The organism is Fibrobacter sp., assembly GCF_017551775.1.
Classification (GTDB): domain Bacteria; phylum Fibrobacterota; class Fibrobacteria; order Fibrobacterales; family Fibrobacteraceae; genus Fibrobacter.
The window spans coordinates 1-12,914 of sequence record NZ_JAFZKX010000099.1; the positions used below are offsets into that span (position 1 = coordinate 1).

Genomic DNA, 12,914 nt, shown 5'->3' on the forward strand with positions numbered 1-12,914 from the left:
ACCCGTAGCGTTACCACCGGCTTCGGTCATGAGCATAACTTCGGTCACGTTACCGAACTTGAGCGAAGCAGAAGCACCACCCTTCGAACCGCGGAGCTGCTTGTTCTGACCGGTGAAGAGTTCATCCCACTTCTTGAAGTGAGCGGAAATGTCGATGTGGCCGCACTGACGCGGAGTCTCGCGGATGCTGAAGAACTGCACGAACGTGGAGGTACCCGACTTGGAGGGTTCCTGCTGGCGGAGGAAGGCGTGAATGGTGTACTTGGCACCGTCAACGGTGATTTCGCCAAACTTTTCACCCACGTACTGTTCGCTCGGCTTGCTGTACCAGTCGTCCACGATGTAGTATTCGGTTTCGGGGTTCTTGGTCCAGCCGTAAACACCGATGTAACCGTACTGGGCGTTGCCAGTCTTGGTGTACTTGTAATCGACCGCGAATTTCTTGGTCGTGTGGCTAATGCCGTTACCATTGTACTGGTAACCCACACGGGTCAAGTAGTCGCTGGAACCGCTCCAGTTTGCCTTGAACGTTCCATTGTCATAGTAGGTCATGGAAGCATTGCCACCCTGGTACCACTGTTCGTAACCCCAAGGGGTTCCGCTAATGGATCCGACCTGGTTGCCAGAAACTTGGCGACCATTTCCAGAGTGACCCATGTTATCGTTACAAGCGTCAGCCGCAAAGGCAGACGTTGCAAAACCCATCATAACGGTTAGGCCCATAACAGCCAAATATCTTGTTTTCATAATAACTCCTTATAATATCCCGTATTACCAAATCTATATTTAAAAAATATTCGGCTGTCTTATATAATACAACAAAGCGTTGTTGTAAACATCAACGTCAAAAACGCCCCAAAAAGGGCGTTTTTTGTAAACTTTTCATAAAATCAATAAGATGGATTCTATTTGCTCACGGAAAGCATGCCTAATTTTCCGTCAACCTTCACCATGTAGACGCCGGCGACACCGAACCTCGCGAGGATGGCACTGCCGATGGTCGAACCCGCAGGTACGAACACCTTACCGAGCACGCGGCCCTGCACGTCGAAAACCAGCAAATTGCGATCGGACATGCTAATGTGAGCGGTCGCAGGCAAGGCGTGCGTCGAGCTGGAGGACTCCGCCACAGAGCTAGAAGACTCGGCGACAGAACTCGATTCCGGAGCCGCAGAACTGGAGGATTCGTCCGCATACAAATCGCCAAAGCGCATATAGGCATAGTCGATAGAGCCCTTGCCGTTGTCAAAGACCTCGACCGTGGCCATCAAGTCGGTCAAATTGCCGAATTTAAGCACGGAGTTCTTACGGATCCCGCGAGCATTCGGAATGGTGTCGGTTTGGCCCGTAAAGAGTTCGTCAAACTTGTTAAAATGGGCCGTAATATCCATATAACCGCACTCCCGCGGAGTCTCACGGACGCTAGTGAAGCGCACGCGGTGGGTGTATCCCCTCCAGGACTCCCCTTCATCGGTCATGAGGGCGTAAACGGCGTATTTCGAGCCGTCGACCTCATATTCACCAAATTTCCGCCCAACGTAGGCTTCATCAATCTGGGCAATCCAGTCATCTATAATAAAGAACTCGCCTGCCGGATCCACCGTCCAGCCATTGACTCCGATAAAGACAGATCCGGACTCCACGGTCTTTGTATAATTGTATTCCAAGGACAATTTCTTGTAATTGTGGGGCATTCCTTTGGTCGCCTCGTAGGTCAGCCCAACCCTAGCCCAGTAGTCCTGGGTATTTTGCCACTCGGCCTTGAAAAAGCCATTATCATAGTAGGTCAGGGAGTTGTTAGGGACACTGCCCTCGGCAAGCCACAGTTGGTATCCCATCGAGGTTCCAGAGATGGCCCCCGTCTGGTTGCCAGTCACAAGGTGTGCTTCCCCCCGAAGGAGCGTATCTCGGATAGAGCACCCATCGGAAGCATGGACAGAGGCAGCTAGCCCTAACGCGAAGGCAAGGCCCAATTTCATCATTTTATCTTTCATATTTCACCAGTTATTATTTTTTACATACATAATATACAACATCATGTTCCCTAAGTGGAGGCGCAAAAGAAAATGACGTTGTTCTTTAAAACAACGTCACAAAACTGCGTTTTCCGCAAAAATTACTTCGTTACAGTGAGTATCTGGACCTTTCCGCCGTACTTCACCATATAGACGCCAGCCTTGCCATACTTGGCGAGAAGGGCGCTATTGACGCTCGTCCCTGCCGGAACAAACACCTGACCTAGCGAATTGCCAAGCATATCGAAGACCATCATGTTGCGGTCCTGCGTGGCCATGCGGGCAACCATTGGCAGAGCGATGGTCGAGCTGGAGGATTCAGCAGGCTTGATCGCGCTGGAAGACGGAGGCGCAACCGCACTGGAGGCCGGAGCGACAGAGCTAGAAGACGGGGCAACCGCGCTGGAAGAAACCGCAGCAGAGCTAGAGCTCTTGGGCGGGTCGTTCTGGACGTACACCTTGGCGTAGTTAAAATCGATCTTGCCAGAGGCACCCTGCTGTTCGGGGTACTGGCCGGCTTCACCCAGAATCTTGGCTTCGTACAGGGAGGAACCAAGGGCAATACCCTTTTCCTTCCAGGCCTTGAAATGTTCCGTAATGCTGATGGTACCACATTTACGGGCCGTACTTCTCAAGCTGTAAATCTGGTCGAAAGCCTTGTAACCTTCGATGGTAGCCCTGTTCGCACTCGCCGTAAAGACTTCGTATTCGGCACCGTCAACAGTAATCTTGCCCTTCGACGTTCCAAGCCAGTTCGGTCTGGAGGCCGGCCCCCAGTTGTCCACGATGTACCATTCAATCAGCGGGTTCTGCATCCATCCGTAAATACCGGCATAGGCATACGAAATGGACTTGTCGTTGCTAAAGGTCTTCATGCTATAATCGGCAACGAGGTTGCCCACCCCGAGCGGATCCTTGCCGCTGTTCTGCCCGTAGAAAAGGCCCTCACGGCACAGGAAGTCGTCCGTGTTGGTGAACGAGCACGAGAAAGAGCCGTCGGTATAGAAATCCGTAGTAGCGCTGCCGCTCTTGGTCCACTGTTCATAGTGGTAATCACCGATATTGCCGGTTTCGCCCTTGTCCGAGCCTGCACCGACACTGAAAGACACCGTCTTTTTCGAGCCACCATGGCTCGCATTGCAGAAGTCCTGTGCAAAAGCACCAGAAGCAGCGAAAGCCACGCAAAGAGCCGAAGCCCCCAAAATCCTTACATTCATTTTTCCCTCCGATTTGTAAGTTTTTTTACATATATATATTTTATTTTCGACAATTTCAACTTTTTTTACTTTCCCTGCAATCATTTTCAGGACAAAAAAACAAAAAAAAGGCGTTTCCGGAGTGGAAAACGCCTTTTTTGCACGCTATATAATACGCAGGCTATTCTTCGACAGGTGTTTCCGGTGCGGATTTTTCGACGGAGTCATCGTCAACCTCGACACCCTGTACATGGTCGAAGGTTTCCTTCGCCTCGGCGCTATCGTGCTCGATATCCTCGACGCTCGGGAGCGCGGTGGCATCCTGCACCATGTCGCCGTCACGCAGGCTAATCGCCTTCACGCCCTGGGCATTGCGGCCCGTAAGGCGGATGGAATCGGCCTTGATGCGGATGACCTGGCCTTCCTTGCTCGTGATGATCAGGTCGTAATCGTCGGCAACGCTGTCGACAAACACGGCCGGGCCGATCTTGTCGGTAACGTTCAGGTTCTTCACGCCCTTGCTGCCACGCTTGGTAACGCGGTAGGTCGAAGGTTCACTGCGCTTGCCGTAACCCTTCTCGGTAATGGTAAGCACCTTGTTGCCTTCCTTGAGCCACAGGAGCGAAATGACCTCGTCGCCTTCGGCAAGCTTGATACCGCGAACGCCGTGCGTGCCGCGGCCCATCGGGCGGAAGCAGGTAATCGGGAACGTGACCGCCTGGCCATTGCGGGTGGCGAGCATAAGCAGGTCCTTCGCAATCGGGCGTCCTTCGACATCGTCGGCATCATCGCCTTCGACTTCCGGCGCATCGGCAGCATCGGTTTCGGGCGCATTGTCGTCGCCTTCACCGGCGTTCAGGGAGGCCTTGTATTCTTCTTCGGTCATGCCCACGAGCTGCACCTTCACAAGTTCATCGCCCTCGTCGAGGGTAATGGCGTTCACGCCGGCCTTGCGCGGGCGGCTGAACAGCGTGAGGTCCATCTTGTTGATGATGCCCTTCTTGGTCGCAAACACGAGGCAGAAGTAGCCGCCGAACTTGCGCACGGGTACGATAGCCTGAACCTTTTCGCCTTCGGTAAGGCCCACGAAGTTCACAATCGGGCGGCCCTTGCCGTTGCGCGTGCCTTCGGGCAGGCGATAAACCTTCGTCCAGTAGGCGCGACCCTTGTTGGTAAACACGAGCAGGTAGCTGTGCGTGCTTGCCGTGAAAATCTGGTCCACGTCGTCTTCTTCCTTGAGGCCAGCACCGATAATGCCCTTGCCGCCACGGCTCTGGGTCTTGAAGGTGTCAATCGGGAGGCGCTTGATGTAGCCTTCCTTGCTCAAGGTAATCACCTGTTCCTCTTCGGCAATCAGGTCTTCGTAATCGCTGTCATCGACGGATTCACCGATGGTGGTGCGGCGATCGTCGCCGAACTTGTCGACGATTTCGTCGAGGCGCTTGAGGATAATCGCAATGCGGCGTTCGCGCTTCGCGAGGATATCTTCCAAGTCGGCGACAGTCACGATGAGCTCGTTGTACTCGGCTTCCAACTTTTCGAGGTTGAGGCCCGTGAGCTGGGAGAGTCGCATGTCGACAATCGCCTGCGACTGGATTTCGTCGAGGCTGAAGCGATCCTGCAAGTTCTGCTTCGCGATTTCGGTCGTCTTGCTCGACTTGATAATCTGCACGACTTCGTCGATGTTCTGGGTCGCGATGCGCAGGCCTTCGATAATGTGGAGGCGAGCCTTCGCCTTCTTCAAGTCGAACTGCGTAGCGCGAGTCACCACGTCCATACGGTGGTCGATGTAAATCTGCACCAAGTCCTTGAGGGTCAAGAGCTTAGGCAGGTTGTTCACGAGCGCCAGGTTGTAGATGCTGAACGTCGTCTGTAACTGCGTGTACTTGAACAAATTATTCAGGACAACTTCACCCACGGCGTCGCGGCGAAGTTCAATCACGATGCGGATATCCTTGGCCGATTCATCGCGGATATCGGTGATGCCGTCCACGCGCTTTTCGCGCACGAGTTCCGCAATCTTCTTGCAGAGTTCAGACTTGTTCACCATGTACGGAATTTCGGTCACGATGATGCGCGGCTTGCCCTTGGAGTCGACTTCGATGTCGGTACGGGCGCGCACGCGGACGCGGCCGTGGCCCGTGAGGTAAGCATCGCGGATGCCCGCACGCCCGCAGATGATGGCGCCCGTCGGGAAGTCAGGGCCCTTCACATACTGCAAGAGTTCTTCGTCCGGAAGCTCGGGATTTTCGGCAACCGCATGGATGGCGGCGGCAATTTCGCGAAGGTTGTGCGGAGCCATCGAGGTCGCCATACCCACGGCGATACCCGTAGTACCGTTCACCAGCATGTTCGGGAGCGCGGAAGGCAGCACCAGCGGTTCGTCGAGGGTCTCGTCGAAGTTCGGGCCCATGTTGACGGTATCCTTCTCGAGGTCCTCGAGCATCAGGGCGCCCACATTGTTCATCTTCGCTTCGGTGTAACGCATTGCGGCGGCACCGTCACCGTCGATATTGCCGAAGTTGCCCTGGCCGAACACCAGCGGGTAACGCAGCGAGAAGTCCTGCGCCATGCGGACGAGGGTCTCGTAAACGGCGGAGTCGCCATGCGGGTGGTACTTACCAATCACGTCGCCCACGATACGGGCGCTCTTCACGGTAGACTTGTTGGGAACCACGCCCAACTTGTGCATACTGAACATCACGCGACGATGCACCGGCTTGAAACCGTCGCGCGCATCAGGGAGTGCACGGGCGACAATCACGCTCATGGAATAGCGGAGGTAGCTATCCTGCATGTCCTGTTCGATCAGGCTCTTGAACTGCGATCCTGGTACCAATTCTTCTGACATTATTTTTCCTCTAGTAATGCATTTATTTCTTTAAAACTTTCTTCGTCCGTCTGGTCGATACGGTGCGGCGTAATGGTCGCATAGCCCTTATCGAGCAGGTAATCGTCACTGTCGGCGGGCTGCTCGTTCCACAGCTTGTCGCCGTCGAGCTGCCACATTTCGCCATCGTGCGCATAATGGTCGGTAAACATCCCGAGCGCCATACGGGTCGCGCGAAATCCCTTGAACGATTCTCCGGCAGATTTCGGGAAATTCACATTCCAGAACACGCCGGCAGGAATCTTTTCGAACAAGCGCCTTTCGACTACCTTCGCGGCAAAATCGATTGCGACCTGGAGCATGCCTTCGCCCGAACCGCGCAGAGAAAGCGCGATTCCCGGGACGCCCCAGAGGGCGGCTTCGCGGGCTCCCGCGACCGTGCCCGAGTAAAGCGACGAGACGCCGGAATTTTCCCCCGCGTTTATGCCCGAAAAACACACGTCGAAAGGACCCGAACCAAGCCCCGAGGTATCTCCCAATCCATAGGCTGCATAATGCCCTAGGGCAAACTTTGTGCAATCGGCGGGGGTTCCATCCAGAGTGAACGCCTTGTAGCCCTCGGAAGGTACTTCCTGGACGCGCAGCGCGCGACGGACCGTAAAGGCATGCGAAACCCCGCTCTGTTCCACTTCGGGAGCAAACACGAAAACCTCCCCCAATTGGGAGAGAGCGCCTGCGAGGGCGTGCATTTTTTCGCTTTTTACCCCATCGTCATTCGTAATGAGGATACGCGGTTTCCGTGCGTTTTGCATGTGCACAGAAATATAGAAAAACCCTTAAAATTTTAAGTAAAATGAAAGTAATTTTTGCCCTAAAACAGCCAAATTCCGCAATCCGTTTACCGGCCAATCCACAAATCGGGATGCCACAGGGAAACGCTGTCCGAACGAACCAAATAGTGCACTTCGGACTGGGGATAATCTATAAGAATAACGTCGTAGTAAGCCAGGTCCATGGACGACAAAATACCCACCTGCACCGGAATACCGGACAACCATTCCACATGGTCGAAAACCGTCATTTCGGGCGATATGATGGCCTTCACAATCTTTCCGGTTTCATCTTCGTAAAAGACGTACCGATGCCAGATACCCGATGTATCCTGGGTGAATTCCCTGCCCATTTGTCCGGCCGTTTCCAGGAAGGAGACGAGCTTCGAAGTATCCTTGGAAACGGACACATTGCAAACCTGCTGCTCGTTGTAGCGTTCATCGACGACATCGTCTTCGTCTTTGGCCCAATGAAAATACAGGCGCGACGCTCCGGTAGCCGCAAAGCTGAAATCGTAAGCAAATCCCCCATTATAGCTGCGTCCAAACAACTTTTGCGGAGTACCGAACTTATTTCCCTTGTACGAAACCCGCCATGTTGCCGACGAAAACCATTCCAGTTTCTGGTCGTCTCCGTTAAAGTCGATATAGGTGATAACGGTATCGCCATCGGGCATCACAAACCATCTGGGAATCGCCGCGTTATCGACCTTCAAGGTGTCTATGTCTTCGGGATGTTCCAGGTTTATAACGTAAAGGCCGGAACCGAACGGTGCGCCTTCGTAGGCAGTGCAAAAAGCGATTTTCTTGCCATCGGGTGAAAACGTCGGATGATACGCATTGAAATCGTCCGCCAATTTCATCATCTTCACGGAATCGCCCGTGTAATCCAGCAGAATGAGGTATTCCTCATCGTTGTTGCGGAACACGAGCTTAAACCGGTCACTCCCCAACAGCGCCTTTATCGAATCACGATCCATCTGCAACGAGAAATCCTTTTCAGAAAGATCCCTAGGGGCAATCTGCTTGTGGCTCGTATCCGGATCCAGCACAGAACCAGGATCCCCCTCATCGCCTGTAGACGTCCCCGACGTGGTATCGGGCCCGCACGCAACAAGCATAAGCAAGGCAAAAGGTAAGATCCATCTGAACGACATCCGGGTTCCTTCTTAAAAGGTCATGTTTTTATAATATAGCATTTTTGAAAAAAGAAAACCATATTTGTATATTTGTCGTACAATGTACACCGAACCGAAATTTCTCGCGATGAAGGAGAAATCCAAGGCCAAGCGCATGGCCGAGCTCCTGCGTGTCATCATTTTGCAACTGGGCGACGACGTGCCCCGCGCAAGGCGTGAATTCGAGACCTACGCCGGATGGATGAAGCTCCCCGAAGAGGAACGCCTTACGGGCAAAAACCAGGCCCAAATGATAGACCTGTACAAGACTTTCCGTACACGCGCAGGCCTCGGGTTCGAACGCGACGTGTACCTGGAACAGGAACCCGGTGACCGCGAAATCGCCAACGAGAAGCCGATTCCGTTTGCCGTGCTCGTTCACAACCTGCGAAGCGCCTTCAACGTCGGTTCCATCATCAGGAGTACAGACTGTTTCGGACTCGAAGGGGTCCACCTGAGCGGATACAGCACGGGGCCCGACCACGTTACAGTCAAGAGCGCCGCCCGCGGCTGCCAGGAATGGATTCCCATCAAGCGGTGGGAAAGCCCGTTCGACTGCGTCAAATGGCACAAGGAAAACGGCTACGAGATTATCGCACTTGAAACAGGCGAAGACATTCCCGCCATCAATGAAGTTTCCTGGCCCAAGAAAGGGCTTATCATCCTCGGGAACGAGGAATTGGGAATCGCACCCGAACTCATGGCGGAAGCGACCATGAAAGTGACCATCCCCATGGCCGGACGCAAGGCAAGCATGAATGTCGCAGGTGCATTCGCCATCATGGCTTTCAAGATCCGCAGCGACTACACCCCGTAACGAAAACACCAATGAATATCCGCCTACTCCTATTCACATCATTGTGTTTTTCACTATTCATCGGCTGTTCCAACAGCGAACTTTACGCCTTTGCGGAAAACCAGTCCATCACGGGAAACTTCCCCGTCGAATTCAACAAGGTCAGCGCCACCGGCAAGAGCGTAAAAATAAAGGACACAAAGCAGGAGAACGATTCCGACAAGGAACTCTCGCTAATCGTGAATTTTACTTACGACTTCTACATAGAAAAACATGAAGTCACATGCAAGGAATACTCGGTCTACCGTAAGACCAAATCCTGCGACAACGATTCCCTGCCCGTCACCAACGTCACCTACATAGACGCCATTCTGTTCGCGAACGAAAAAAGCAAGGACCATGGCCTGGATACAGCCTATTCCTACACGTCCGTCACGTGCGACGAATACAACTGCACCAAGATAGAGGGACTCTCCTTCCAGCCCAACGCCAATGCATACCGCCTTCCCACCGAAGCCGAATGGGTTTTCGTGGCAAAACAGGGCTGGAACACGAACCACAGTTGGCATGCGGGCAATGCCAAGTCCACACCCCATCCCGTCTGCAGCAACGGGCAGAATAAAATCAGCATCTGCGACATGGAAGGCAACGTGACGGAATGGGTCAACGACTGGCTCAACACCATCAAGGATACCACCATCACCAACTATATCGGCGCAGGCACCCCAAACGCGCTCGGTGAACGAGTCATCAAGGGCGGGAACTACCGCACCGCTGAAAAGAGCATAGACAGCCGCCGCGACGTCTATACAGTCACTTCGTCCACGACCAGCGATTATCTGGGCTTTAGACTCGCATATGGCCAGATAAGCGAAGCCGAATATTTCCAGAGCGAGCTAACCGCAGCGGACCTTCCCACCAACCTTACCATCAGCGCAGCCACCATACGCAAAAAGACCGGGACATTCAAGACAAAGATTGCATTCCGCCACGACATTAGCGGAAGTCTCGCCTTCGTAGATTTCTCCAGCGGAGACATTTCGCCCCTCGCCGTCATAGATACCATAAATACGTTCCACCCGAGCATTTCTCCCGATGGCAAACGAGTCGCCTTCTGCACCAGTCCCGAGGGCGTCAACGGACAATCGCAGGTATACGTCCGCGATTTAAACATCAAGGGCTCCAACCTGGTAAAGCTCGATGTCGAAAACGCCTCCATCCCCCGCTGGAAAGTTCTTGACTCCAAGGACACCGTCATCATCTACGTGACATCGGCCGCCAACAACAAGTACGAACCTTCGTTCATGAGCAAGTCCACATGGATGGTTCCGTTTTCCGATGGAAAATTCGGCGAACCCAAAAAACTCTTTGACGGAGCATACCATGGCGGTGTCGCCGACGACCTGAAATTCGCGGTAACGGGCTCCACGCTCCTGCGCGCAAGGACATCCGATTCCAAGGATACCATCTGGTACAACTCCGAGCAAGCGTGCAACGTCAGCCTGGCCAAAGACGGAAGCAAGCGCACCCTCTTCCTCGACTTCGGAGGAAAAACGGGACGCAAATTCGTCGGCAAGGATTACGATGTCCACGAACAGATTCTCATCGCGGACAGCACCGGGAAACTCATCCAAGCCATCCCCGCCCCCAAGGGTTACACATTCGACCATACCGAATGGGTTACCGGGAACCTGATTGCCACAATGCTTACCGACCAGGAAGGCTCGCACAAAAAAATCGCCCTGGTGGATATTACCGATTCCTCCATCCTGGAAATCGTCAAGGGAGACGAACTCTGGCACCCCGATATCTGGATTGGCGAAGCCAGCAAGACCGATTCCCCGCTCGACCAGGACAGTGCCTCCGCTTACTGGCTCGGCAACGACGACGAACTGCTCGCCTCCAAAATGAGTGCCTTCTGGGCTATAACGGATTCCGTAGAAATCGTCGCCCTCGGATCTTCTCGAGTAAGCCTCGGATTCACGCCCATCGCCTTGACCTACGGAGTCTCGTTCAACATGGCCACGATTCCAAACGACATGGACGTCATACTCTACCTGGCCGAGAACTACGTATTCCCCCACTGCAAGAAACTCGAATACCTCGTGGTTTCCCTCGATCTGGACTTGTGGTCCGAAGAACCCGGAATCAACGTCAAGAGGAACATCCTTTCGATACCGGGATTCATATACGACATAAACCACAATTTCTGGAAAAAAGAAAACGCGTCGTACATAATAGAAGCGAGCAACCTGCGGCTCTCGGAACAGGACTACCTAATGGGATACCTGAGAACAAAGGGCGCCGTAAAAGTTTCCGAAGAGAATTCCTGGACTTTCAACGGGCATAATCCCAATGTCGTCGTGGGTGATTCCGTCTGGAGTGACAACAATATATACGAAACGGCCCTCCAGCAGTTCAAAGAGCTCCTCGACATGGCCAAGGAAAGGGACATCAAGGTCCTAGGCGTGGTCTACCCGCAAAGTCCCGAATTTGCAAAGACCGGAGCCTTCGGCAGGCACGGCATGAGGCGCAGCACTGCGACCAAGGTTCTTGAAAGGATAGCCAATCTTCAGTCCACCTACCCGAACTTCATATTCATGGACGAGAACAAGATGGGCGATCACGACTACCCCGACAGGCTCGCCTACGACTACGACCACCTGAACGTGTACGGCGGGTACAAGATTACCGCCCGCATCGACGCCATCTTGTGGAAGCACGGGAAAAAAGAAGAAGAATAAACAAAAACGCACAGGTTTTCCCTGCGCGTTTCTTCTGAATCATTACTCAAAAGCGGTTACTTGGAGAGCGCCTTCACTGCTTCGGTCAGGCGGTCAATGGCCTGGATGAGTTCGTCCATCTTGGCTTCGCTCACGCCACCTGCGACAGCGGCGGTAGCAGCCTGAGCTGCGGTTTCAACAGCCTTCGCGGGAGCTTCCTTCACGGGGAGCTTGCCGAACCAGATATCGGGCCAGCGGTCGTTGCCCGTATGGTACGTAATGCGGGCCGCGCTTTCCACCGGTTCGCCAATCTTCCAGATGTAAAGTTCGTAGTCGAAGATATCGTGGTCGTGACCCTTGTCGGTTGCGCCCCACACGAGCCACTTGCCATCGGGCGAGAGGCGCGGGAAGTATTCATGACTGCGGCGTCCGGGCAGGTCCATGAGCTTCACGTTTTTCGGGATGCCGAAGAAGCCAACCTTCTCGATTTGCTTGCCGTCTTTAGCGGAGAACCAGAGGATTTCACTCGGGGCAGCAGTGCCGCCGTTACCCGTCGGATTCACGCGGTAAATCTTGCTGCCGTCGAAATTCCAGTCAATCTGGCAACCATCGCCGGACTTGGTCCACTGGGACTTTTCCAAATCCCACACGCCCGTTTCGCGCATGGAACCGCGAAGCGTAATCGCGACATGCTTGCCGTCGGGGCTCATGTTCGGTTCCTGCAAAATCACGCCGGACTTGTTGAAGGCCTTCTCGCCATCGAGAATCATCTTCTCGGTCTTGCTTGCGAGATCCATCGTAAACACCTTGCCCGCACGGCTGAACACGATGGACTTGCCGTCGGGCCTCCAGGTGCCCCACGTGGCGTTGTCCACCACCTTGCGTGCATTCTCGCCCGAAATGTCGACCATCCACAGGTCCCACTTTTCAGGATAGTTTGCATCGTTCTCGGGAACCCAGCCGCCCTTGCTGCGGTTAAACAGCACCGTGGAGCCATCCGGAGAAATACGCGGGAACCAGTCCACATTGTCGCCGCTCGTGAGCGCACGCTGATTTGTTCCGTCGGCGTTCATGATCCAAATATCGTGATGGGAATTTGCACGGCTCGTCGCCCAGACAATCGCACCTTCGAGTTTTCCCTTGAGGGCCGAAAGCGCCTTCTGCTCGTCGGCAGTCGGGTCAACAGCTGCACCCGTGGGTGCACCCTGCTGGGCAAACACGGCAGACGCAGAAGCGACCAAAAACAGGCCAAACAACGGTTTAAGCAAATTCTTCATAAAAATCCTCATTTGTTGATAACAATATAAAAAAAGTCCATGCGGCTAGCCCACATAGACTTTTTTTTG

At 53.8% G+C, this 12,914-nt stretch carries 9 protein-coding genes; 2 read left to right on the forward strand and 7 right to left on the reverse strand.

What is annotated here, in order from left to right; all coding sequences use genetic code 11:
• The 6 genes from IK012_RS11695 to IK012_RS11720 all read right to left on the reverse strand — a co-directional run.
• A partial coding sequence (locus IK012_RS11695) for a glycoside hydrolase family 11 protein (protein ID WP_290954763.1) occupies positions 1 to 747 on the reverse strand: 747 nt, incomplete at its 3' end.
• 158 nt (positions 748 to 905) lie between these two features.
• Positions 906 to 1,994, reverse strand: coding sequence for a glycoside hydrolase family 11 protein (locus tag IK012_RS11700; protein ID WP_290954765.1), 1,089 nt, complete (start codon positions 1,992 to 1,994; stop codon positions 906 to 908).
• 122 nt (positions 1,995 to 2,116) lie between these two features.
• On the reverse strand, positions 2,117 to 3,232 hold the full coding sequence (locus tag IK012_RS11705; RefSeq protein WP_290954768.1) for a glycoside hydrolase family 11 protein: 1,116 nt from the start codon (positions 3,230 to 3,232) through the stop codon (positions 2,117 to 2,119).
• A gap of 160 nt (positions 3,233 to 3,392) precedes the next feature.
• Positions 3,393 to 6,062 carry a DNA gyrase subunit A gene (gene gyrA, locus IK012_RS11710; RefSeq protein WP_290954771.1) on the reverse strand — a complete coding sequence of 890 codons (2,670 nt, stop codon included), beginning with the start codon at positions 6,060 to 6,062 and terminating at the stop codon, positions 3,393 to 3,395.
• Positions 6,062 to 6,853, reverse strand: coding sequence for a 5'/3'-nucleotidase SurE (surE, locus tag IK012_RS11715; protein ID WP_290954774.1), 792 nt, complete (start codon positions 6,851 to 6,853; stop codon positions 6,062 to 6,064). Before surE ends, gyrA begins: the two co-directional genes overlap by 1 nt.
• An 86-nt stretch (positions 6,854 to 6,939) precedes the next feature.
• Positions 6,940 to 7,992 carry a hypothetical protein gene (locus tag IK012_RS11720; protein ID WP_290954777.1) on the reverse strand — a complete coding sequence of 351 codons (1,053 nt, stop codon included), beginning with the start codon at positions 7,990 to 7,992 and terminating at the stop codon, positions 6,940 to 6,942.
• 118 nt (positions 7,993 to 8,110) lie between these two features.
• Here IK012_RS11720 and IK012_RS11725 point away from each other — a divergent pair, with 118 nt between their 5' ends.
• Together IK012_RS11725 and IK012_RS11730 are read left to right on the forward strand one after the other, a co-directional pair.
• The gene (locus IK012_RS11725) at positions 8,111 to 8,866 is read left to right on the forward strand and encodes a TrmH family RNA methyltransferase (RefSeq protein ID WP_290954779.1); all 756 of its coding nucleotides are present in this window, start codon (positions 8,111 to 8,113) and stop codon (positions 8,864 to 8,866) included.
• Between the two features lie 11 nt (positions 8,867 to 8,877).
• Positions 8,878 to 11,589, forward strand: a complete 2,712-nt coding sequence (locus IK012_RS11730) for a TIGR02171 family protein (protein WP_290954782.1) — start codon at positions 8,878 to 8,880, stop codon at positions 11,587 to 11,589.
• 56 nt (positions 11,590 to 11,645) lie between these two features.
• Here IK012_RS11730 and IK012_RS11735 read toward each other — a convergent pair whose 3' ends face one another.
• The gene (locus tag IK012_RS11735) at positions 11,646 to 12,845 is read right to left on the reverse strand and encodes a hypothetical protein (protein ID WP_290954785.1); all 1,200 of its coding nucleotides are present in this window, start codon (positions 12,843 to 12,845) and stop codon (positions 11,646 to 11,648) included.
• Between the last annotated feature and the right edge of the window lie 69 nt (positions 12,846 to 12,914).